Raw genomic sequence first — 22,864 nt, 5'->3', positions numbered from 1 at the left:
TTTAGTAAGGTTTGCGAATATCAACAAAATGACCGGCTATTGCCGCTGCCGCGGCCATGGCCGGGCTCACTAAGTGAGTACGGCTACCCCGGCCCTGACGACCTTCAAAGTTACGATTGCTGGTTGATGCGCAGCGATCACCGGCTTCTAAACGGTCATCATTCATGGCTAAACACATCGAACAACCCGGTAAACGCCACTCAAAGCCGGCTTCAATAAATATTTTATCTAAACCTTCAGCTTCTGCCTGCAACTTTACTTGGCCAGAACCCGGCACAACAATAGCCACAACACCTACCGCCACTTTACGATTTTTAGCGTGTGCAGCAGCGGAGCGTAAATCTTCAATGCGCGAATTAGTGCACGAGCCAATAAACACTTTATTGATGGTCACATCGGTCATTTTTGTGCCCGATGTCAGGCCGATATATTCTAATGCCTTAATGATACTGTTGCGCTCAGTACTATTGGTCTCATCATCTGGATTAGGTACTACGCCATCAATTGCAACCACTTGACCAGGGTTAGTTCCCCAGGTTAACTGCGGCGCAATATCTTTCGCTTCTAGCACTACTTGCGCATCAAACTGGGCATCTAAATCGGTTTTCAATTCAGACCAAGCGGCAACCGCCTTCTCCCAATCTTGGCCTTTTGGTGCAAATTCGCGCCCTTTTAAGTAGTCAAAAGTAGTTTGATCAGGTGCTACCATGCCAGCTTTAGCACCCATTTCAATGGCCATATTACATAAGGTCATACGGCCTTCCATTGATAATGCGGCAATTGCATCACCACAAAATTCGACCACATAACCTGTGCCACCGTCCATGCCAAGCTTACCAATAATGGCTAATACGATATCTTTAGCTGTCACGCCGTCAGTGACACTGCCACGCACTTCTACTCGCATGGTTTTGGCTTTTAATTGACGTAAGGTTTGTGTCGCCAATACATGCTCAACTTCAGAGGTACCAATACCAAATGCCAGTGCGCCAAACGCACCATGTGTAGCAGTATGCGAGTCACCACAGACAATAACACTGCCAGGTAATGTAATACCTAACTCAGGCCCCATTACATGCACAATACCTTGGTTGGGATGATGAATATCATATAAGCGCACACCAAAGTCTTTACAGTTTTGCGCTAGAGTTTCAACTTGAATGCGTGCCATTGGGCTTAGCGCATCAAGGCTGGCACTTTTAGTTGAAGTGTTGTGATCCATGGTGGCAAAAGTTTTTTCTGGTGCGCGTAATTTACGTCCCGCAACCTTTAAGCCACTAAACGCTTGCGGTGATGTCACTTCATGCACTAAATGACGATCCACATAAATAATTGGCGCCTCAGCTTCTGGGCTGGCGACTATGTGTGCATCCCATACTTTTTCGTACAATGTTTTTGCGCTAGTTTGCATCATTAGACACCTTCCTTAATAGCATTAGCGATGAAGTCACCCATTTGCTTAGTCGATTTGGCTTGGTCGCGCTTCTCTGCTGTTAATAACTCGCCGGTTAAATAGCCCGCCGACAATGCTTTACTTACGGCACGCTCAATGGCGGTTGCCGCGGCTTCTTCTTTAAAGCTGTGACGTAGCATTAATGCTGCAGATAAAATTTGCGCTACTGGGTTGGCAATACCAAGCCCTGCAATGTCTGGCGCACTGCCACCAGCGGGTTCAAACAAACCAAAACCTGTGCTGTTCATGCTGGCCGATGATAATAGACCCATAGAACCCGTTAACATGGCGATTTCATCAGAGATAATGTCACCAAAAAGGTTTGAACATAACATCACATCGAACTCATTTGGGCGGCGTAACAATTGCATGGTCGCATTATCAATATAGATATGTTCCAGCTCAACATCTGGGAAATCGATCGCAACTTCTTCAACCACTTGACGCCATAATACCGAGCACGCTAGCACGTTGGCTTTATCGACCGAGGTGACTTTATTTTTGCGACCGCGCGCTGCTTCAAATGCGATACGGGCAATACGGCTAATTTCGCGGCGGCTATAACGCATAGTGTCAAATGCTTCTTCATCATCCCCTTCGCCCTGGCGCCCTTTTGGCTTACCAAAGTAAATGCCACCGGTTAGCTCACGCACGCACAACACGTCAAAACCACGGGCAGATATGTCACTACGTAATGGTGACATATGCTCTAAGCCATCGTGTAATTTTGCAGGACGTAGATTACAAAACAATTCAAAGTGACCACGAAGCGGTAATAATGCACCGCGCTCGGGTTGGTCGTTAGGCGGTAGTTTTTCCCACTTTGGACCACCAACGCTACCAAATAAAATCGCATCGGCGGCTTCACAGCCTTTTAATGTGGCATCGGGTAATGGGCAGCCATGATTATCAATCGCAATGCCGCCTACATCATATTCGGTGTATTTAATATCGAGGTTAAAGCGTGCTTCGACTTCGACAAGCACTTTACGGGCTTCAGCCATCACTTCAGGACCGATACCATCACCCGACAATACTGCTACTTGATAACTCATACGCCACCTAACTCCCTATCTTTATGAATCTGTTGTTTAAAATCAGCCACTTTATCGGCACGATAAGTTAAGTTCATCACATGCACTAACGCTTGCGCTGACGACTCAACTACGTCGGTAGCCAAACCAACTCCGTGGAAGTTTTGGCCATTATATTTGGCGGTAATATCCACTTGCCCTAGTGCGTTTTGGCCTTCACCTTTAGCACCTAATTTATAGCTAGTAATATTTATCTCACGCCCAGTTGCTCGGGCAATCGCGTTGTATGCTGCATCAACTGGACCGTTACCTGTGGCAGCTTCCGTTTTTTGCTCGCCATCAACCATAATACGAATAGTGGCTGTCGCCACACCTTCGGTTGAATCTGAATGCACCATCATGTGTTGTAATTCATAGTTATCATCATCTTGAGCTCGTGATTCCATAAACACTAAGGCTTCAAGGTCATAATCAAATACTTGGCCTTTTTTATCGGCTAATTTTAAGAACTGATCATACAAACTGTCCATATCATAATCAGTCGTCAAATAACCCATTTCTTCCATGCGATGCTTAATCACATGACGGCCTGAACGTGAAGTCATGTTCAAGTTATTACGATTTAAGCCAATGCTTTCTGGGGTCATTATTTCGTAAGTATTTTTGGCTTTTAACATGCCATCCTGGTGAATACCTGACGAATGTGAAAAGGCATTCGCACCAACAATCGCTTTATTGGCCTGAATAGGCATATTACATAACTGGCTAACCAAACTTGAAGTACGATAAATCTCTTTGGCGTTAATGCCACATTCTAGATCTAATAAGCCTTTGCGAGTCGATAAAATCATCGCGATTTCTTCAAGAGAACAGTTACCAGCACGCTCACCAATACCATTAATAGTACACTCAACCTGACGAGCCCCCATTTCAACGGCGGTAATCGAATTGGCAACCGACAATCCTAAGTCGTCGTGGCAATGGACTGAAATTACCGCTTGATCGATATTAGGGACGCGATTAAACAAGGTCTGAATAATGCCGCCGAATTCACTTGGGATGGTATAGCCGACGGTGTCCGGGATATTAATGGTGCGCGCACCCGCAGTAATTGCCGCTTCAACCATACGACATAAATTATCAATCGGTGTACGGCCGGCATCTTCACAGGAAAACTCAACATCATCGGTAAATTTACGCGCATATTTAACCGCGTTAACGGCCATTTCTAGCACATCATCAAAGCTGCGTTTTAATTTGCTTTCAACATGAATAGTTGAAGTAGAAATAAAGGTATGAATACGGAACTGCTCTGCCACAGATAAGGCTTGAGCTGCTGCATCAATGTCTTTTTCTAGGGCACGTGCTAGCGCACAGACACGACTGTTTTTAATGGTTTGGGCAATAGTTTGTACCGACTTGAAATCACCAGGTGATGAAATAGGAAACCCTACTTCCATTACATCTACACCAAGACGTTCTAATGCTAATGCGATTTGAAGTTTTTCTTTCACCGTCAAACTGGCCGCCAAAGCCTGCTCACCATCTCTTAATGTGGTATCAAAAATTATGACTCTATCAGACATCGACTTTACTCCATTTTTGCCTTTGCTTTTTAAACTAAATCGGCAATTGCTTCTCGGTAATTAATACATTTTCAAATGCGTATAAACAAAAAACCCCGCGACATCATGCGCGGGGTTTGTGATTGGTGAGAAAATTAATTCACATTCAGCACAACAGGCTCCGCGCAGTTTCTGCGAATGAGGAGAAGGAGCCCTAGAAGTACGTTAGTGTTATTCATAATTTTTAAATATCTATTCTATTTTTACAGTTATCAAATTTTCTCTTGGGTTAATAATTACCTTGGCAACGCCTCAGTGTCAACCCCCTTTTTACTAAGTTGAATAATATGAGTGACAATTAAAATGAATAATCATTGAATAAATAGCGTTATAAATTGAGCTATCTCATTGTTTCAATTCTAACTTAGTCACTAATTTTGTGCATTATTTAGCGTGAAATCGGTATACTCAACACTACTCAGACATCTTTTTAACAGTCCCTATAGGTCATCATGTTTTTGTTGCAGCGGTTTATACGTGTGTATTGCTTATTTATCACAGGATCACTGATACTGATTACTGCAGCAGTATCCTTAAACAGCAACACAGCTTTGGCTGCAACTTACCCACCCGCACTAACTCATGCTGATTATCAGCTTAAAACGAAAACAGAAAAGCTCGATTACATCGATTGGCTGTCACCACAGTATCCAGCCCAGGCTAAAAAACTGATTGATGAACTTGATTCTTTGCATCAAGCAACGCCTTTTTCTGACCGTCATTATTTGAGATTACATTTGTTAAGTTGTTTTAATCTGATTAATTTGGGTTTAAATTCACAAGCCATTAAAGTAGCCAAAGTTGGCGTCGATATGGCTCAAAAAATGCGTATAGATTTAGCCAAACCCTATTTTTTGGCCTGTGAAGCAAGTGCATTGGATTTGGAGGGGGAACAAATTCTGGCCGCACTCGTCAATGAGGAATCGATTAAATTAGCTCAGCTATATAACCAGCCTCAAGCATTAGTTCAGGGCTTAATGACTAGAAGTACCAGAAATAATACTAATGAAACCTTCTCACAAGCATCTGAAGATATCAAAGTCGCCATAGACTTATATCCTGTTGCCAAAGCTCAAACTCCTTCATGGTACATGCTGCCCGAACCATACTTGGCACTGGTAATGAGTAATTTAATGTACTCTTCTGGCGATTTATTAGCTGCATTAGCCTATGCAAAAGAAGCACAAGCCTCACATCAGGCTAATGGTGTAATTGCCACCGCAGTGGGGTTTTACTTGGCACGAATTTCTATCTCTTCAGGTGATTTAAAATCTGCAGAGCACTATTTAGCGTTAACTAAAACCCTGTCACCTGAACCAGATAACTTAAATAACCAAGCTAATTTTAATGCCCAAACGGCTTATATCGAACTGCACCTGGGTCACTTACTCTCAGCAGAAACCGCTATTGAAAAAAGCATCAAGCATTTTATCAATACTAATGACAATATTAAATTAATGCGGGCTAAACGTACTTTAGCAATGATTTATTTCGCTCAAGATAAAAACCAGCAAGCGTTATCGCTAATGGATCAAAATATTGCCCAAGCTAATGATAATAATCAATTTTTTGATCTAGTAGAGTTTCATCAAATTCTAAGTCAACATTACAGCAGCAACAATCAATATAAATTAGCGTTTCATCAGCAAGAACTTAAATATGCTGCAAGTCAAAAGGCCAGTGAAAAACTGACTAATACACGCATTGCGCAGCTCAAGGCTAATCGCGAACCCATTGAAAATATTACCCAACAAATAGACCCATCATCGTTAATCTTTCAAGCACAAAATATCGCGCTATTAAGTTTAGCTATTTTTATTTTATTGGCATCGTTTATTTTCTTCATCTCTCGCAAGCCTAAAACTGAACTCAACTTGAGAAATAATGACGACCCATTACAGCAAATAGATGCAATGTTAAGCTTAGCGAAGCAGAGCCATAATCCGCTTACATTGTTGCTCCTGGACACCATCAATATGCGTGATGTGGATATTGCGATAGTACAAGGAGCAATGCAGCAAGTCTTACGAGAGCAAGATAAAATTTTGCGCCAAAAAAGCAACCAAATAGCTGTATTACTGCCCTTCACATCCGATGAAGGCGCTACAAGAGTAGTTAATCAACTTGCGATTACTATTCAGCCATATCAATCAATTAAAGTTAACTTTGGCATTGCCAGCCTGCAGCAGCTGGACAACCTTGATAGCTTAATTAAACGTGCAGAATTAAATCAGCTAGGCAATTTACAGAAGTGGCACCAAAGTAGTAAATAAAATATTAAACAAACTGGATTAGAGGTAATGGTTGTTATTTGGTGTTCTACTTGAACATTTTTTGATTTAGCAGCGTTTTATGGCCTGATAACCGAGACATTAGCTGTTGGCTAAATAGTCACTGATCTCATCAAGAAACTCACCACCGAAGCGGTCTAGTTTAATTTGGCCTACGCCGTTTACAGCCAGCATTTCACCTGGACTTGTGGGTAACATGGCAGACATTTCAGCCAGCGTTGCATCATTAAACACCAAATAAGGAGGTATATCGTGTTGTTCAGCAAGCTCGCGCCGCAATAGCTTTAAGCGTGCAAACAACTTACGATCATATTGCTGCACTGAGCGGGTATTAGGCTTACGTTTCACATCTAGTAACTGGATCCGCGGCTCAGCTAACATCAGCGCCATTTCAGCTTTTAAAATCGGTCGGGCGGCGGGGTTTAAGCGAATACTTGAGCCACGGGTAATGTCTTGACTCGCTAAGCCAAGATGAATCAATTGCCTAAGTACACTTAACCAATGTTCGGCGGACTTATCTGCACCAATTCCCCAGGTTGTCAGCTTGTCGTGACCCCTATCCATCACATTGGCAGCTTTAGAACCTCTTAGCACATCAATAATATGATGCATGCCAAAGCGTTGTTGTAATCGAAATACACAGGAAAGCACTTTTTGCGCATCTTCTGTACCGTTGTATCGTTTAGGGGGGTCAAGACAAATATCACAGTTACCACAGGGTTCAGAGGCACTCTCATCAAAATAATGCAGTAGTACCTGACGACGGCAAGTTTGCGCTTCAGCAAACGCGGCCATGGTATGTAACTTATGAAACTCAACCTGTTGTTGCGGACCCGGTTCAGATTGTTCAATCAAGTGTCTAACCCTGCCGATATCGGCGGGGTCAAATAACATATAGGCTTCGGCTTCTAACCCATCTCGACCGGCACGGCCTGTTTCTTGGTAGTAGGATTCAATACTTTTAGGAATATCGTAATGCACCACAAACCGCACATTCGATTTATTGATCCCCATACCAAATGCCACTGTCGCAACGACTATGTCGACTTGGTCTTTTAAAAATTTATCCTGTATATCCGCTCTGTCATCCTGACTCATGCCCGCATGGTAACCTTGCGCGTTAAAACCTTGTAAACGTAAGCGCTCAGACACTTCATCAACGCGGCGTCGACTGCTGCAATAAATAATCCCACTGGCGCCATTTTGAACTTGGAGGTATTGGCGTAATTGATTCGCTGCATTGAGTTTTTCCGCTACGGTATAGCGAATGTTTGGACGATCAAAACTGGCTAATAGAGTATAGGGCTGAATATGCAAACGCTCACAAATACTCTGACGGGTAGCATGGTCTGCTGTGGCCGTTAATGCCATTAATGGAATGTGGGGAAAATGCTGTTTAAGCGCACCTAATGCGGCATATTCAGGTCGAAAATCATGACCCCATTGACTAATACAATGCGCTTCATCAACGGCAAATAATGAAATGGTAAGCTCATGCATGCGCTCAATAAAGTCCGGTCTTAATAACCGTTCAGGAGACACGTAAAGCAGTTTTATTTCGCCCTGGTGCAACTGACGCAAAATTGCGGCGCTTTGCTCCCGTGGTAAGGATGAATTTAAATACGCCGCACTAACCCCACTTTGCCTTAAGCTATCGACTTGATCTTTCATCAAGGATATTAACGGTGACACCACAATAGTTAACCCAGGCATAACGAGTGCTGGTAACTGGTAGCACATACTTTTACCACCACCGGTTGGCATTATCACCAAGGTATCGTTGCCGGATAAAGCTTGCTCAATAACCTCACGCTGCCCATCGCGAAAATCGCGATAACCAAAGACTTGCTGCAATTGAGCAGCTAATAAATCAGCATGAGTAGATTGAACGGGTTGTGATGTCATTAGCGGAAAATGGTTTATCCATAATTAGTTGAACGGAACAAAATGAGTCGACTATTCTAAAGCACCCATGCACAGATGTCTTGGCTTAAACCACATTCACCTCTATCAAATGATTAGAATTAGCGCTAGATTAAATACTCTACGTTTAATAGAAAGCAAGGACGAACATGACAACACCCATTCAAGCTCAAGTGTTACAGCAGGTTGCAGAGATTTTCGATAAGCATGTCCCGTTTCATAATCTATTAGGATTAGACATCATACGTTACGATATTCAGGGCGTAGAAGTGGCCATTAAGATGAAACCTGAATTAATTGGCAATATTCATCAAAACATTCTTCATGGCGGAGTAACAGCAACAATACTGGACGTTGTGGGTGGTTTAACCGTGTTTGCAGGGTTAGTTGGCAGTCGAGATAATTGGCAAATTGAAGAATTACAACAACGCCTCACCACCTTAGGTACCATTGATATGCGCATTGATTATCTTCGCCCAGGTAGAGGTCAGGTTTTCACTGGCACAGGCAGTGTTATTCGCTCAGGTAATCGGGTGTCAGTTTGTCGTATGGAATTACATAACGAGGAAGGCACTCATATTGCCTTCGGCACGGGCACCTATATGGTGGGTTAGTTTTGAGGCAGAATCTTTACAGCAGCAATCTAATAAGATAAATAAGTTTACTTGAGTCGGGCGACTATCAGGCCTACAATCTCCCGCTCATTTACCTGACAATTCCTGTGAACTTATGCCTGATTTAGAATACCGCAAAGGCGTTATACTTGCTGTGTGCGCCTACGCTATGTGGGGAATTGCTCCGCTTTACTTCAAATTACTTATCCAAGTGTCTCCGCTTGAAATCTTGATGCACCGAGTAATTTGGTCATTTGTATTTATGATCCTATTAATGCAATTTATCGGTGGATTTGGACGTTTACGCTTAGTGCTTAAACAACCTAAACAAGTTGCGGTATTAGTTTTCACCTCGATATTAATCGCCGCCAATTGGTTAATCTTTATTTGGGCCATCAATAATGACCGAATGCTAGATGCCAGTTTAGGTTACTTCATTAACCCATTATTTAATGTATTTTTAGCCATGTTATTTCTTGGGGAAAGATTACGTAAATTGCAGTGGGTTGCTGTGAGCCTAGCCTTCATTGGGGTGTTACTACAGTTAATTTCGTTTGGATCTATTCCACTTATATCGCTTGCATTAGCAGCCAGTTTTGGTTTCTATGGCTTACTGCGTAAAAAGGTCAATATCGATGCAAAAACCGGCTTATTAGTTGAAACAGCATTGCTTTTACCCATCGCTTTAGGTTACTTATTAGTGACGCTAGATTCATCTGCTACCAGTATGCTAGTAAACAACCTTAGTTTGAATCTCACCTTAATTGCAGCAGGTATTGTCACCACTATTCCATTACTTTGCTTTGCGGGAGCCGCGGTACGTATCCCATTTTCAATTCTAGGCTTCTTTCAATATATAGGCCCCAGTATTATGTTCATTTTGGCTATCAAGCTGTTTAATGAACCTTTTGATATGGAAAAAGGCCTAACGTTTGGATTTATTTGGTTAGCGCTTGTGGTATTTGTCGGTGACATGTTAGCACAACGTCAAAAACGCATTAATACAGCCAAGGTATAATTAACCTCATCAAGTCCCCACAAGCACTCATTTAATGGGTTAGTTGAGTATGGAGCAAAGCCAGTGCAGTATCTGGCTGCTCCACGCTAATCATGATCACATAATCTTTATCGATAATAGGCACTATTACCACTTTTTGTGTGCCATTTTCCGCCGCAACAACTGACAGTAAGGCCTTATTGCCATTTTGTAATTTAAACCAGCCTAAAGCGTAACCAGGCAATCCTAATCCATTGATACGCCATTTAGGCTGCAATTGGGTTTTAATCGCTAAATCAGCGATGTACGAAGCCTGCCAATCAATGTCACTCGCGGTAAAATCTTGGCTATATAACGGTAAATTAAGTGATACGCCCGTGTCATCCCATTTTAGCTCACTGTTATATGACTGATATAAGGTTAATACAAATACCCCAAACACAGCCAATAAGATCCCCATAGAGGCATACTTAGCATTTTTAGGCATAGGTTTACGCAATACTATAACGGCAATAACAAGCAGTCCTGCTAACAAACCTATCAGGCTATATAGCGCTGACGGCCCTAAAGCACTAAGAGAAATAATGTCCATAAACGTATTCCACTGGATAAAAAGATAATAATAAATTTAATCTGCCAGTAACGACATATTATGTCAACTTATCGATTTAATAAATGGCAGGCATAAAAAATGCCGGACAGACCGGCATATTTAACGAGACAACTGGGTTATTTGATTATAAATCCAGTGCCAATATTTTTGAGCGACGTTGATAGTTATACAACTGCTTTTTCTTACCGGGTAATGCTTCTACTTCTACAATGTTGAAGCCATGCTCTAAAAACCAGTGAATACTGCGCGTTGTTAAGGCAAATAGGCGTGAATAACCACGAACACGCGCTTGACCAATAATGTTGTTTAACAACACGCTGCCTCGGTCTGCATCTCGGTAGTCAGGATGAACAACTAAACAGGCAAACTCACCGGCATTGTCTTCTTCAAATGGATATAACGCGGCACAACCAATGACTAAGTTATCGCGTTCGATCAGCATAAATTGCTCGATTTCCATCTCTAACTGTTCACGTGAGCGACGCACTAAAATACCTTGCTCTTCTAATGGACGAATAAGATTCAATACTCCACCAATATCGCCAATAGTTGCGCGGCGTAAGCGCTCTGCGCTTTCTGTGACAATTTGGGTACCAATCCCTTCGCGGGAGAACAGTTCTTGAAGTAAGGCACCATCATCTAAATAACTGACTAAATGACAACGTGGTACACCATTACGACAAGCATCAATACTGGCTTTAACAAACGCTGTAATGCCGGTACAAGCTGAACCATTTTGTTCCATTTTGGCTAAATGCTCTATGGCTTGATTTGGCATCAGTTCAGCAATCGCATTGCCATTTTCATCAGACAGGCCATTGGTTTCACTAAAACCAATAATTTTATCCGCTTTTAGTTTTACAGCAACCTGGGTTGCCACTTCTTCTGCGGTTAAATTAAAGCTTTCGCCCGTAACAGAAGCCGCTATTGGTCCCATTAAAATTATACAATTATTTTCTAACTGGCGTTTTAAGCCTTGAGTGTCGATACGGCGAACTTTGCCGCTTAAACAAAAATCAACACCATCGTCGACCCCTAAAGGCTGAGCAATCACAAAATTACCGCAGACTAAGTTGATTTGTGCATTTTGCATTGGCGTATTGCCAAGGCTCATGGATAAGCGCGCAGTAATATCAAACTGAACGGCTCCGGCAACTTGTTTGATTACCTTTAAGGTATCTTCATCTGTAATACGCACACCATTATGGTAAGCAGGCTCAATCCCCGCGGCCTGAAGGCCCGCATCTATTTGCGGCCTTGCACCATAAACAAGAACAATTTTAATCCCGAGAGAATGTAATAGCGCCACATCATTCAAAATGCCGCGAAAGTGATTATTCGCTAGCGCTTCCCCGCCTAACATGACCACAAACGTTTTACCGCGGTGGGCGTTAACATAAGGAGCAGAATGACGAAATCCATCAACCAGTTCTGTAGTTCTCACAGGCAAATTCACCTCATTAAATAATTAAGTTTCTGTATTGTGATGTAGGACACCCCTAAGACATCACACTTTATGCAATCCTATTGCATTTTAATTCACTAGAACAGCATTTATTATCACTTAGGGGAAAATAAAAATTCGCTAGCAAGTGTAAAAACTATAGGACGGCGATTTAGTTAAAGTCTTTAAGCCATTAGTATAGCTTACTTTATTGCAGACATAAAAAAAGCCCCAATAAAGGGGCTTTTTAAAAGAGGCATAAATCAATTACTTGATTTTAGCTTCTTTGTACATAACGTGCTGACGGATAACAGGATCAAATTTCATGATCTCCATTTTCTCAGGCATGTTACGCTTATTTTTTTCAGTAGTGTAGAAGTGACCAGTTTTAGCACTAGAGACTAATTTGATCTTCTCACGATTACCTTTAGATTTAGCCATTTTCTATTATACCTTTTCGCCACGGGCACGAAGTTCTTTAACAACAACTTCAATGCCTCTTTTGTCGATAATACGGATACCTTTAGTAGATACACGTAGTTGCACGAAGCGTTTTTCTTCTTCTAACCAAAAACGGTGGTTTTGTAGGTTAGGTAAAAAACGACGACGAGTCGAATTTTTAGCGTGCGAACGGTTGTTACCAACCATAGGCTTCTTGCCAGTTACTTGGCATACTCTTGACATGTCAATCTTCTCCAAAACAAATTTTTAACGCTCGAGCATTAATGTGCCTCGTATGGCCGCCGCCCGAGGCACAAAGAGGGCGCATTTTATACACGATTAGCTACATAAGATCAAGTAGTGATTAACACATCCATCCTCGCTCAGCGAAGGATACTATCTCTTTATCACCCACAACCATATGATCTAACAAAGAAACATCGATAGTTTCTAATGCAATTTTTATTCGCTCAGTTATTCGCCGATCAGCTTGGCTGGGCTCTGCAATGCCTGATGGATGGTTGTGGCATACTATTACAGCCGCGGCGTTTTTTTCCAACACTAAACTCACCACCTCACGGGGGTAAACCGAGGCTGAATTAATAGTTCCGCGGAATAATTCTACAAATTGAATGACTCTATGTTGGTTATCCAACAATAGCAAGGCGAACACTTCATAGGATCGGTCCGCTAATTGTCTCATTAAATAGTCTCGAGTTAAATCAGGATTTGTCAAAATTTGGCCTTTTTGTAGATTTTCTCGTGCAATTCGCTTAGAAATCTCCGCTGCGGCCTGTAATTGAGCATATTTTACCGGTCCAATACCGGCAACTTTACAAATTTGCTGCTTGGGCGCTGAAAATAATTTACGCAAACCGCCAAATTGCGTAATTAATTGACGTGATAAATCCAGTGCATTTTGTCCCGCCAAACCATTACGTAATATTACCGCTAATAATTCAGCATCCGTTAATTGACCTGCACCATTGAGTAATAGCTTTTCACGCGGTCCTTCGCCTTGCGGCCAATCTTTAATCCCCATAAACATTCCTTGTTTTTAATCGAATAAAATCTGTTCAAATAATTTATTGTCATCACAGTATGGTCGAATATTTTGATAATGGATCTTCACCCACTTTTGATTGCTTTGTGGTATCGTTAGCCGCATTACGATTTGAAGCGAATTTTTACCCATGCTGACAGATAAGAAAGTGTTATTAGGTATTGGCGGTGGCATTGCGGCATATAAAAGTGCCGACCTTATTCGCCGCTTAAAAGAGCGTGGCGCTGATGTGCGAGTTATCATGACTCAAAGCGCGATGGAGTTCATTACTCCTTTAACCATTCAGGCCTTATCAGGTCATCCCGTAGCGGCTGATTTACTTGACCCAGCTGCGGAAGCCGCTATGGGACATATTGAATTAGCGCGCTGGGCTGATGTTGTACTGCTTGCGCCTACCACAGCAAACTTACTTGCCCGCATTAATGCTGGCATGGCAGATGATTTACTGACCACGACCTGCTTGGCAACTAGCGCACCGGTGATCATTTGTCCTGCAATGAATCAGCAGATGTATCAAAATATCGCTACACAAGAAAATATCGCTAATTTAGCTAGAAAAGACTTTACCCTTTGGGGACCAGCGTCCGGTAGCCAGGCCTGCGGTGAAGTCGGCCCAGGACGCATGCTTGAGCCATTAACCATAGCAGAGCAATTGGTTCAATTTTTTGCACCAAAGCTGCTCGCGGGTAAAAAATTGCTATTAACAGCAGGTCCCACCCGTGAAGCCATTGATCCTGTAAGATATATTTCCAACCATAGCTCGGGAAAAATGGGCTTTGCTTTAGCACAAGCAGCGACAGAAATGGGTGCTGAAGTTACACTTGTTAGTGGTCCAGTTAATTTGGCTACCCCAGCCAATGTCAGCCGTATCGATATAGAATCAGCGGAGCAAATGCTAGCAGCGGTTATGGCAAATATTAGCCAGCAAGATATTTTTATTGGTTGTGCCGCTGTGGCGGATTACCGAATTGCAGACATCGCAACTGAAAAAATGAAAAAGTCGGCAGATAAAATGCAACTGTCTATGGTGCAAAACCCAGATATACTCGCCAATGTTGCAGCGTTAGCCAATAAACCCTTTACCGTTGGATTTGCGGCAGAAACTAATAATATTGAACAATATGCCCGCGGTAAACTTGAGCGTAAAAAGTTAGATATGATTGCCGCTAATGATGTGTCTATTCAAGGCCTAGGCTTTAATGCCGATAATAATGCACTACAGGTATTTTGGCATGATGGGCAACATTCATTACCCGCAACAGATAAACTCTCGTTAGCGCGCCAACTGCTGACTTTAATCAATCAACAATTACCGACAACATGAAAACACCTATTGAACTAAAAATTTTAGATTCACGTATTGGTAGTGAGTTCCCACTGCCCGCCTATACCACACCTGGCAGCGCTGGTATGGACTTACGTGCGATGATAGACACCACGATGGAAATTGCCGCGGGTGAAACCGTATTAATTCCAACAGGTATAGCAATTCATGTTGCTGACCCAAGCCTTGCTGCAATCATATTGCCACGCTCGGGATTAGGTCACAAACACGGCATTGTATTAGGTAATTTAGTCGGTTTAATTGATTCTGATTACCAAGGTCCATTAATGGTGTCTTGTTGGAATCGAGGCTCGGCATCTTTTACGATAGAAATCGGCGATCGTTTAGCACAACTGGTATTTGTACCTATAGTACAGGCGCAATTTACACTAGTAGATGAATTTAATCACTCGGATCGTGGTGAAGGTGGATTTGGTCATTCTGGCACCAAATAACCCAACTTGCAGTCACTGAGTCAAGGAACATAAGAATGGCGGAAAGCCCTAAAATCAATCGTCGTGAACACATTTTACAATGTTTAGCTCAAATGTTAGAAACCAGCCCAGGTCAACGCATAACCACAGCCAAACTCGCTGCCGAAGTCGGCGTGTCAGAAGCCGCGCTTTATCGCCACTTTCCAAGTAAGGCACGCATGTTTGAAGGGTTAATTGAATTTATCGAAGATGCGCTTTTATCTCGCTTAAACATCATAATGGATGAAGAGAAAGACACTATGAAACGCTGCCAATTAGTATTGCACCTTTTATTGGTATTTTCTGAGCGTAATCCAGGTATTTCACGTGTGCTAAATGGAGATGCATTACTAGGTGAGAATGAGCGTCTACGCAGCAGAATAAGCGTGCTTTTTGCTAAAATAGAAACTCAAATTAAACAAATTCTGCGTGAAAAAACAGTCCGTGAAGGTCGTGGATTTAATTTGGATGAAGCCGTTTTAGCCAATCTGCTACTAGCCTTTGCTGAAGGACGAATTTCGCAATTTGTTCGCAGTGAGTTTAAGCAAAAACCAACACTGCACTTTGACGAACAATGGACGTTTATTCAGCAACAGCTATTAAGAAGTTAACCCTAACAACCAAAGTGCAACGTGTAACGTGTAACGTGCTGATTAAAGGGTCTTTACCTAATTAAAAAACAGCTATAGAATTAGGTCAATCTGATTATTAAAGTAAGATATATCTCAATAACTTACGGGACTAGTGTTACTCAAGGATGAATATGAAAAACCATTATTTTTTTCTACTTTTATTAATTTTTACTTCACCTTTTGCTTTAAGTAATAATTCTGCCGAATTATTCAGCAAAGGGAGCCAATATAGCAATGTCAAAATATCTCCAACTGGAGATTACCTAAGCGCCATTACAAGTTTTGAAGGTAAAAATGTGCTGGTTGTCATGGCGTCAGACTCAAAAAAATTACTCAATACCGTCCATTTTGGTGAGAATGCACAAGTGGGCGATTACCAATGGGTGAATAATGAGCGCATTGTATTAGCCAAAGAATACTTAAAAGGCTGGCAAGATCATCCTATATACTATGGTGAACTTTTTGCCATCAATGCCGATGGCTCAAAAAGCATGTATTTGTTTGGCCACAATAGCGGACAAATGCAAACAGGTTCCCATATCAAAAAGAACACCTCTATCGAAGCGACTGCATACATTCTTGATCCGATGACACATGATAATAAATACATGCTCGTCAATGCGGTGCCGTGGGCAGGTATGTCTTCAGGCGGGTTTATATCTTTAGATGAATTTACTGAAACAAAACAGGTTGTTTATCGTGTTAATGTTTATACTGGCAGTCGAAAAAAACTGACATTGGCCCCCATAGGCGGTTCGCGATTTCTAACCAACCTCAAAGGTGAAGTGAAATTTGTTTCAGGCGAAGATAAAAATAACGAAACAAAATTATTCTACAGAAATGATGGCGATTGGATTGACAGCAGTAAGTTAAACATTAATTTGTCCGAGTTTTCCCCTATTTCATTTGCAGAAAATGATATCTCGATTTATGCCGTTGGCAGAAACGGTACTGAAACAATGGGGGTTTATAAAATTAATCTTGAAACGGGTGAACTGCAAAAAATCATTCAAGATGAAAAAGTCGATCCAAGTCATTTTTGGAAAAACAACTCAACCCAAAAGCTTTATGCTGTTGAGTTTGAAAATGGCTATCCAACATATGCTTTTGTTGATCAAGATGATTCACACAGTAAATTATTAAAACAGCTTATAGCCTCGCTACCAGGACACCAAGTACATATCGTCAGTGAAACAGAGGATGGTAAGAAATTTATAATTAAAGCATTTAATGATCGTAATCCGGGTGATTTTTATCTATTTGATGCTGAAAAATTAAAACTCGAGTATTTAGTCTCAAACAAATCTTGGCTTGATCCAGACTTAATGGCTGAAGTAAAACCTATCACTTTTACTAATAGAAATGGCCAAACGATTAATGGCTATTTAACAGTACCAAATGGCAAACAAACGAAAGACTTACCATTAGTGGTTAATCCACATGGTGGACCGCATGGTGTACGTGACTGGTGGGGGTTCGATCCTCAAAACCAAATGTTAGCACACGAAGGAATGGCCGTACTGCAAATCAACTTTAGAGGTTCAGGTGGCTATGGGCTTGCTTTTGAAGAGGCTGGTTACCAGCAATGGGGCTCAAACACTCAATATGACATCATTGATGGTACAAAGTATCTTATTGAACAAGGTATGGCAGATAAAAACAGAATTTGTATTGTAGGCGGCAGCTTTGGTGGCTATAGCGCATTGCAAAGTTCTATACTCGCACCCGATTTATTCAAGTGTGCAATAGGTTTTGCTGGGATATATGATCTCGAATTGATGTTTAACGAAGGGGATATTGCCGACTCTCGCTCCGGCACTAGCTTTCTTAAACAAGTACTAGGACAGAATCCGTCGGCGCTAAAAGCCATGTCGCCATCAGCTAACGTCGATAAATTAAAAGCAAAACTGATGCTAGTTCATGGCGGTGAAGATAAACGAGCGCCGATAGAACAACTTGAATCACTTGAAAGAAGCTTGAAGGCTATAAATTATCCATACGAAAAGCTAGTCATGGACGACGAAGGCCATGGTTTTTATAATGATAGTCACCGTGCAAAATACTACCAAAAAATGCTTAAGTTCCTAAAAGATAACCTAGATATTTAGCCTCTTTTTCAAAAAAGTTTCTCATCAAAAGCCGATACCTGACTAAAAGGGTCGGCTTTTTTATGTCAGCAATATTAATTTAGTCCAAACCACGCTATCATCCCTATCCAGCTGCAGTGAGCAGCTCCCTCATTTTTAACGTACACTTTAGTGGTACTTGTTGTAGGAGAATATGATGGCACTATCTGAAACAGCCAAGAAAGTTCAAGCCGCATTAGCTGATAGAGGGCTTGAAACCCCTATGCTGCCACAAACCTCTACACCTGAAGAACGTAAGGTTAAAATTGAGCATCACATGCGTGAAATTCTGACTTTGATGTCGTTAGATTTAACGGATGACAGCCTGGCCGATACGCCACGCCGAATTGCAAAAATGTATGTCGATGAGATTTTTTCAGGCCTTGATTACGAGAATTTTCCCAAAATCACCGTCATTGAAAACAAAATGGGCGTTGATGAAATGGTGCGGGTGCAAGACATCAGTTTAACCAGCACCTGTGAGCACCACTTAGTCACCATAGATGGCTTTGCTACCGTAGCTTACTTACCACGCACCAAGATTATCGGCTTGTCAAAAATTAATCGTATAGTGCGATTTTTTTCCCAGCGACCACAGGTACAAGAGCGTTTAACCCAACAAGTGTTAGTGGCATTACAAACCTTGCTTGAAACCAAAGATGTTGCGGTAAAAGTCGATGCGGTGCATTACTGCGTTAAATCCCGTGGTGTAATGGACTCAACAAGTTCAACCACCACCACAGCATTAGGGGGTATTTTCAAATCAAATCCGGCTACCCGTGCTGAGTTTTTACATCAAGTGAAATAGCCACAACAATTACCGATTGTGATACATATTCCAATAAAAAAGCTGCAGCAATATGACTATTGCGCAGCTTTTTTATGCTTAAACTGAAACTAACTCGTCAGTACCAATTAAATCCCGTACTGCTGACGATAGGCGCTCACCGAAGCTAGCTCGGTTTCCATGCCCGACTTTTCAGACAAATAACTGATTAAATCGGCTAATTTAATAATCGATACAATCTGACAACCAAAATCGCGTTCAACTTCTTGAATCGCCGACAGCTCGCCCTTACCTTTTTCTTGACGATCTAGTGCAATCAACACACCAGCAAGTTGGGCATTGTGGGCATTAATAATTTCCATCGACTCACGAATAGCGGTGCCAGCGGTGATCACATCATCAACCAGCATCACCTTACCTTTAAGCTCACTGCCGACCAGGCTGCCACCCTCGCCGTGAGTTTTTGCTTCTTTACGGTTAAAACAATAAGGAATATCCACATCATGATGATCACAAAGGGCGACAGCTGTAGTTGTCGCAATAGGAATGCCTTTATAAGCCGGGCCAAACAACAAATCAAATTCAATAGCAGAATCAATTAATGCAGCGGCGTAAAAACGTCCCAAACGGGCTAAATCCTTGCCTGTATTAAACAATCCAGCATTGAAAAAGTACGGGCTAGTACGGCCAGATTTTAAGGTGAACTCACCAAAGCGTAATACTTGGCGTTCTAAGGCAAATTCAATAAACTCACGTTGATAAGCTTTCACTTTCATTCCTCTACAATCAAATTTTAAATTAAAAAAAGGACCACCAAAGGTCCTAATTTTTCAACAGCATATTAACTTAATACCGCTTTCTGTACATCGACAATTTCACGAATACTGTTTTTAGCCAGGCCAAGCAATTCTAGTAACTCTTCGTGGCTAAATGGCTCACCTTCTGCAGTACCTTGAATTTCAATAATTTTGCCCGTTTCAGTCATCACAACATTCATGTCGGTTTCAGCAGCACTGTCTTCAATGTATTCTAAATCACTGATCGCTTCGCCTTTATAAATACCGACACTTACTGCTGCAATTAAAAACTTAAGCGGGTTAGCTTTAATAATGCCTTTACCACGCGCCCAGTTAAGCGCATCAACCAATGCCACACAAGCACCTGTAATAGCAGCAGTACGCGTGCCACCATCAGCTTGAATCACATCACAATCGATAACGAGAGTATTTTCGCCTAACAGCTTCATATCAACTGCAGCACGTAATGAACGACCGATTAAGCGTTGAATTTCTTGTGTACGACCAGACTGCTTACCACGAGCCGCTTCACGGTCCATACGGCTATGGGTCGAACGCGGTAACATACCGTATTCAGCCGTTACCCAACCTTGTCCTTGGCCTTTCAAAAAGCGCGGTACACCTTCAGTAAAGCTAGCGGTACAAAGTACTTTAGTATCACCAAACTCAACCAATACCGAACCTTCCGCATGGGCAGTAAAGTTACGGGTAATAGTAATAGGGCGAGTTTGAGCGGGTGTACGATTGCTTGGGCGCATGAAAAGTCCTGTAGTCGAATTCGTATTTAATTTGGGACAATATTATAGTCGCATAAGCTTACATATGCCATGTAAAGGCGACATTGTGTGAACGAATCCTTTAACCCCTTGTGATAAAACCGCTATAATCGAAAATCAATTTGGTTAATATCATATAGGACACTTCATGATCCAAAGCATGACAGCCTACGCTCGTATCGAGCATAAAGCAGACTGGGGCACAGCCTCATGGGAAATTCGTTCAGTCAATCAGCGTTATTTAGAAACCTACCTACGCTTGCCAGAACAATTCCGTAGCTTTGAGCCCGTGCTACGTGATCGCCTGCGTAAACGTTTAAATCGCGGTAAAGTGGAAGTAAACCTACGTTATGAACTAGCCGACAACAGCACAAACGAATTGCAGTTAAATCAAGATTTAGCCAAACAATTACTTAATGCAGCCAATTGGCTAAAACAAGAAGCCGGACAAGGCGAACTAAGCCTTACCGACGTGCTACGCTGGCCTGGCGTGTTAGCTTCAGCAGAGCAAGATATGGATAGCATAGGCAGCGAACTGATGACCGCCTTTGACAGCGCCATCGACCAATTCATTGAAGCCCGCGGCCGTGAAGGTTCAGCGATAAAAGATATGCTACTAAGTCGTTTAGATGGCGTGACCGAGCAAATCAAAGTGGTCCGCGACCACATGCCTACTGTTATGCTGTATCAGCGTGAAAAACTGACTAATCGCTTAGCCGAAATTCAAGGTGAATTAGACCCGGCACGAATTGAGCAAGAAATGGTATTGCTGGCTCAGAAGCAAGATGTGGCTGAAGAGATGGATCGCCTTGAAGCGCATGTGACCGAAGCCCGCAGAATTCTTAAAAAAGGCGGCAGTGAAGGCCGTCGTTTAGACTTTATGATGCAAGAGTTTAACCGCGAATCAAATACTTTAGCCTCAAAATCAATTAGCGCAGAAATCACTTCTGCAGCAGTAGAGCTTAAAGTTTTGATAGAGCAAATGCGCGAGCAGATCCAAAACGTTGAATAATGTCCAACACCATCCTATACCATATAAAAACAACTGATAAGTAAGGGTTTTTATAATAACGTTGTCTATGGAGTTCCATAGATACCCACCACTTTCTCAATTATACTGGTGGGTAATTCGGTGGGTATGCTAGTATCTACCTAAAATGTAGTGGTGGGTAAAAGTGCCCACCTACATATTCAGGTGGGGACTAAGGGCTATGGGAACGTTAACCGCAAAGGAAGTGGCTGCAAAATCGAAGGGTGAACCTGGACGATTCGCTGATGGCGAAGGGTTATATTTTGTCGTCCCAAAATCTGGCAAATCTTTTTGGATGCTTAGGTATACCGCTAACAAAAAGCGCAAAGAAATGACGCTAGCAAAATACAGTGATCTTTCACTGGCTGATGCACGCGCTGAAGCTGCAATAAAAATGAAGCAGTTTCGTGAAGGTTTAGATCCCCTCCTTGCTAAAAAACGCTCACAACAAGCCGAGATAAAAATAGTTGATGATCTCTTTGCAGATTGGCATATCGGCAATCTAAAAAGACTCAAACACCACGAAATCCCTGAACGTATCTACCGCAAAGATATTGCCCCTCACATAGGTGACGTAAACGTTGCTAGCGTGACCGCCAGAGACATTAGAGAGTTATTGCATGCCATCGCAAAGACTGGCCGTCCAGCTATCGCTAACGACGCTCTGATGTACTGTAAGCAACTTTTCAATCACGGCATAAAACTGGATCTGCTTGCGGCAAATCCAGCGAGTGCATTTTCTGTTTCTGATGCTGGTGGCGTTGAAAAAAGTAAAGACAGAGCTTTATCAATTGAAGAGCTCACTCAATTTTTTAAAACCGCACGTGATAACAACGACAGCTTTAGTCGTGATAATTATCTAGCCTGTGCAATGCTTGTAACCTTAGGTGTTCGAAAGTCTGAATTGGCTGAAGCGCCTTGGAAAGAATTTGATCTAGATGGGAAGGTTTGGAATCTATCAAAAGAGCGGAGTAAATCTGGTGTAGGTCTCACTATCCCATTACCTGAAATGGTTATGGCATGGTTATATGAATTAAAGATAAGAGCTTGCGGATCTGAGTACGTTTTCCCTAGCAGGCGCTCAAGTAAGAACCCTCATATGGGTAAAGACACATTAAACCGCGCTATTACCAAACTATTCGGCCACGAGCCAGGTAAGAAAAAGCAGCCATCAAACGTAATCGGGGATATGGCCCACTTCACCGTTCATGACTTACGCCGTACTTGCCGTACCCTGCTCGCTAAACAAGGCACTCCAGGTCATGTAGCAGAGCGATGTTTAAATCATAAGCTCAAAGGTGTTGAAGGGATTTATAACCAACATGATTACTTTGAAGAGCGTATGGATGCGTTAAATACTTTATCAAAAACTTTAGAGACGATTATCAGCACTTCACGTTAGTGATAATGATAACTATTAC

At 42.1% G+C, this 22,864-nt stretch carries 21 protein-coding genes; 10 read left to right on the top strand and 11 right to left on the bottom strand.

Annotated features, from left to right (window positions below; translation table 11 throughout):
- Window position 1: 1 nt before the first annotated feature.
- The 3 genes from leuC to leuA are packed head-to-tail and all read right to left on the bottom strand — an operon-like array spanning window position 2 to window position 4,073.
- Window positions 2-1,414 carry a 3-isopropylmalate dehydratase large subunit gene (gene leuC, locus ACRWQN_RS02955; protein WP_434939717.1) on the bottom strand — a complete coding sequence of 471 codons (1,413 nt, stop codon included), beginning with the start codon at window positions 1,412-1,414 and terminating at the stop codon, window positions 2-4.
- On the bottom strand, window positions 1,414-2,508 hold the full coding sequence (gene leuB, locus ACRWQN_RS02950; RefSeq protein WP_434939716.1) for a 3-isopropylmalate dehydrogenase: 1,095 nt from the start codon (window positions 2,506-2,508) through the stop codon (window positions 1,414-1,416). The genes leuC and leuB overlap by 1 nt, the downstream gene beginning before the upstream one ends.
- A complete protein-coding gene (gene leuA, locus ACRWQN_RS02945; RefSeq protein WP_434939715.1) occupies window positions 2,505-4,073 on the bottom strand; it encodes a 2-isopropylmalate synthase in 1,569 nt (522 codons plus the stop codon). The genes leuB and leuA overlap by 4 nt, the downstream gene beginning before the upstream one ends.
- Window positions 4,074-4,663: 590 nt before the next feature.
- Here leuA and ACRWQN_RS02940 point away from each other — a divergent pair.
- On the top strand, window positions 4,664-6,385 hold the full coding sequence (locus ACRWQN_RS02940) for a hypothetical protein (protein WP_434939714.1): 1,722 nt from the start codon (window positions 4,664-4,666) through the stop codon (window positions 6,383-6,385).
- A 99-nt stretch (window positions 6,386-6,484) separates the two neighbouring features.
- Here ACRWQN_RS02940 and recQ read toward each other — a convergent pair whose 3' ends face one another.
- Window positions 6,485-8,308, bottom strand: a complete 1,824-nt coding sequence (recQ, locus tag ACRWQN_RS02935) for a DNA helicase RecQ (protein WP_226411791.1) — start codon at window positions 8,306-8,308, stop codon at window positions 6,485-6,487.
- Window positions 8,309-8,475: 167 nt separating this feature from the next.
- Here recQ and ACRWQN_RS02930 point away from each other — a divergent pair, with 167 nt between their 5' ends.
- Both ACRWQN_RS02930 and rarD read left to right on the top strand, forming a co-directional pair.
- Complete coding sequence (locus ACRWQN_RS02930) at window positions 8,476-8,940, top strand: thioesterase family protein (protein WP_434927891.1); 465 nt, start codon at window positions 8,476-8,478, stop codon at window positions 8,938-8,940.
- A 115-nt stretch (window positions 8,941-9,055) separates the two neighbouring features.
- Window positions 9,056-9,958 (top strand): EamA family transporter RarD, encoded by a 903-nt coding sequence (gene rarD, locus ACRWQN_RS02925; protein WP_434927890.1) that lies wholly within the window; start codon window positions 9,056-9,058, stop codon window positions 9,956-9,958.
- 31 nt (window positions 9,959-9,989) lie between these two features.
- On the opposite strand, the gene ACRWQN_RS02920 is transcribed toward rarD, so the two are convergent.
- The 5 genes from ACRWQN_RS02920 to radC form a co-directional block, all read right to left on the bottom strand.
- Complete coding sequence (locus ACRWQN_RS02920; protein ID WP_434939713.1) at window positions 9,990-10,529, bottom strand: PH domain-containing protein; 540 nt, start codon at window positions 10,527-10,529, stop codon at window positions 9,990-9,992.
- Window positions 10,530-10,674: 145 nt separating this feature from the next.
- Window positions 10,675-11,994 carry an amino-acid N-acetyltransferase gene (gene argA / locus ACRWQN_RS02915; RefSeq protein WP_434927887.1) on the bottom strand — a complete coding sequence of 440 codons (1,320 nt, stop codon included), beginning with the start codon at window positions 11,992-11,994 and terminating at the stop codon, window positions 10,675-10,677.
- A 267-nt stretch (window positions 11,995-12,261) separates the two neighbouring features.
- Window positions 12,262-12,435: a 50S ribosomal protein L33 gene (gene rpmG / locus ACRWQN_RS02910; RefSeq protein ID WP_226411801.1), complete on the bottom strand. Its 174-nt coding sequence runs from the start codon at window positions 12,433-12,435 to the stop codon at window positions 12,262-12,264.
- A 6-nt stretch (window positions 12,436-12,441) separates the two neighbouring features.
- A complete protein-coding gene (gene rpmB / locus ACRWQN_RS02905) occupies window positions 12,442-12,678 on the bottom strand; it encodes a 50S ribosomal protein L28 (RefSeq protein WP_235086910.1) in 237 nt (78 codons plus the stop codon).
- Between the two features lie 121 nt (window positions 12,679-12,799).
- Complete coding sequence (gene radC / locus ACRWQN_RS02900; protein WP_434927885.1) at window positions 12,800-13,477, bottom strand: RadC family protein; 678 nt, start codon at window positions 13,475-13,477, stop codon at window positions 12,800-12,802.
- Window positions 13,478-13,628: 151 nt separating this feature from the next.
- On the opposite strand from radC, the gene coaBC reads away from it, so the two are divergent.
- The 5 genes from coaBC (at window position 13,629) to folE (ending at window position 18,861) form a co-directional block, all read left to right on the top strand.
- Window positions 13,629-14,822, top strand: a complete 1,194-nt coding sequence (gene coaBC, locus ACRWQN_RS02895) for a bifunctional phosphopantothenoylcysteine decarboxylase/phosphopantothenate--cysteine ligase CoaBC (protein WP_434927884.1) — start codon at window positions 13,629-13,631, stop codon at window positions 14,820-14,822.
- Entirely contained in the window at window positions 14,819-15,277 is a 459-nt protein-coding gene (dut, locus tag ACRWQN_RS02890; protein ID WP_434927882.1) for a dUTP diphosphatase, read from the top strand. Before coaBC ends, dut begins: the two co-directional genes overlap by 4 nt.
- 35 nt (window positions 15,278-15,312) lie before the next feature.
- Window positions 15,313-15,906, top strand: coding sequence for a nucleoid occlusion factor SlmA (slmA, locus tag ACRWQN_RS02885; RefSeq protein WP_226411811.1), 594 nt, complete (start codon window positions 15,313-15,315; stop codon window positions 15,904-15,906).
- A 152-nt stretch (window positions 15,907-16,058) separates the two neighbouring features.
- On the top strand, window positions 16,059-18,035 hold the full coding sequence (locus ACRWQN_RS02880) for an alpha/beta hydrolase family protein (RefSeq protein WP_434939712.1): 1,977 nt from the start codon (window positions 16,059-16,061) through the stop codon (window positions 18,033-18,035).
- Window positions 18,036-18,210: 175 nt separating this feature from the next.
- Complete coding sequence (folE, locus tag ACRWQN_RS02875) at window positions 18,211-18,861, top strand: GTP cyclohydrolase I FolE (protein ID WP_226411815.1); 651 nt, start codon at window positions 18,211-18,213, stop codon at window positions 18,859-18,861.
- A 107-nt stretch (window positions 18,862-18,968) separates the two neighbouring features.
- Here the strand turns inward: folE and pyrE are convergent, their stop codons facing one another.
- Window positions 18,969-19,610, bottom strand: coding sequence for an orotate phosphoribosyltransferase (gene pyrE, locus ACRWQN_RS02870; protein ID WP_434939711.1), 642 nt, complete (start codon window positions 19,608-19,610; stop codon window positions 18,969-18,971).
- A 71-nt stretch (window positions 19,611-19,681) separates the two neighbouring features.
- Window positions 19,682-20,395, bottom strand: a complete 714-nt coding sequence (gene rph, locus ACRWQN_RS02865; RefSeq protein WP_434939710.1) for a ribonuclease PH — start codon at window positions 20,393-20,395, stop codon at window positions 19,682-19,684.
- Window positions 20,396-20,561: 166 nt separating this feature from the next.
- Here rph and ACRWQN_RS02860 point away from each other — a divergent pair, with 166 nt between their 5' ends.
- Entirely contained in the window at window positions 20,562-21,425 is an 864-nt protein-coding gene (locus ACRWQN_RS02860; RefSeq protein ID WP_434927878.1) for a YicC/YloC family endoribonuclease, read from the top strand.
- 199 nt (window positions 21,426-21,624) lie between these two features.
- Window positions 21,625-22,845: a tyrosine-type recombinase/integrase gene (locus tag ACRWQN_RS02855; RefSeq protein WP_434939709.1), complete on the top strand. Its 1,221-nt coding sequence runs from the start codon at window positions 21,625-21,627 to the stop codon at window positions 22,843-22,845.
- Window positions 22,846-22,864 lie beyond the last annotated feature (19 nt).

The sequence above is a fragment of the Shewanella sp. HL-SH8 genome (genome assembly GCF_051165765.1).
Classification (GTDB): domain Bacteria; phylum Pseudomonadota; class Gammaproteobacteria; order Enterobacterales; family Shewanellaceae; genus Shewanella; species Shewanella glacialimarina.
Note: the sequence above shows the minus strand (reverse complement) of the source record. Positions and strands in the feature narration are given on the sequence as shown.

Bases quoted from the DNA above. Each gene is read 5' to 3' on its own strand.
- ACRWQN_RS02860 (WP_434927878.1), top strand. From the start codon at position 20,562: ATGATCCAAAGCATGACAGCCTACGCTCGTATCGAGCATAAAGCAGAC.
- leuA (WP_434939715.1), bottom strand. From the start codon at position 4,073: ATGTCTGATAGAGTCATAATTTTTGATACCACATTAAGAGATGGTGAG.
- ACRWQN_RS02880 (WP_434939712.1), top strand. From the start codon at position 16,059: ATGAAAAACCATTATTTTTTTCTACTTTTATTAATTTTTACTTCACCT.
- slmA (WP_226411811.1), top strand. From the start codon at position 15,313: ATGGCGGAAAGCCCTAAAATCAATCGTCGTGAACACATTTTACAATGT.
- radC (WP_434927885.1), bottom strand. From the start codon at position 13,477: ATGGGGATTAAAGATTGGCCGCAAGGCGAAGGACCGCGTGAAAAGCTA.
- dut (WP_434927882.1), top strand. From the start codon at position 14,819: ATGAAAACACCTATTGAACTAAAAATTTTAGATTCACGTATTGGTAGT.
- leuB (WP_434939716.1), bottom strand. From the start codon at position 2,508: ATGAGTTATCAAGTAGCAGTATTGTCGGGTGATGGTATCGGTCCTGAA.
- leuC (WP_434939717.1), bottom strand. From the start codon at position 1,414: ATGATGCAAACTAGCGCAAAAACATTGTACGAAAAAGTATGGGATGCA.
- rpmG (WP_226411801.1), bottom strand. From the start codon at position 12,435: ATGGCTAAATCTAAAGGTAATCGTGAGAAGATCAAATTAGTCTCTAGT.
- recQ (WP_226411791.1), bottom strand. From the start codon at position 8,308: ATGACATCACAACCCGTTCAATCTACTCATGCTGATTTATTAGCTGCT.
- ACRWQN_RS02930 (WP_434927891.1), top strand. From the start codon at position 8,476: ATGACAACACCCATTCAAGCTCAAGTGTTACAGCAGGTTGCAGAGATT.
- rarD (WP_434927890.1), top strand. From the start codon at position 9,056: ATGCCTGATTTAGAATACCGCAAAGGCGTTATACTTGCTGTGTGCGCC.
- rpmB (WP_235086910.1), bottom strand. From the start codon at position 12,678: ATGTCAAGAGTATGCCAAGTAACTGGCAAGAAGCCTATGGTTGGTAAC.
- folE (WP_226411815.1), top strand. From the start codon at position 18,211: ATGGCACTATCTGAAACAGCCAAGAAAGTTCAAGCCGCATTAGCTGAT.
- rph (WP_434939710.1), bottom strand. From the start codon at position 20,395: ATGCGCCCAAGCAATCGTACACCCGCTCAAACTCGCCCTATTACTATT.
- coaBC (WP_434927884.1), top strand. From the start codon at position 13,629: ATGCTGACAGATAAGAAAGTGTTATTAGGTATTGGCGGTGGCATTGCG.
- ACRWQN_RS02855 (WP_434939709.1), top strand. From the start codon at position 21,625: ATGGGAACGTTAACCGCAAAGGAAGTGGCTGCAAAATCGAAGGGTGAA.
- ACRWQN_RS02920 (WP_434939713.1), bottom strand. From the start codon at position 10,529: ATGGACATTATTTCTCTTAGTGCTTTAGGGCCGTCAGCGCTATATAGC.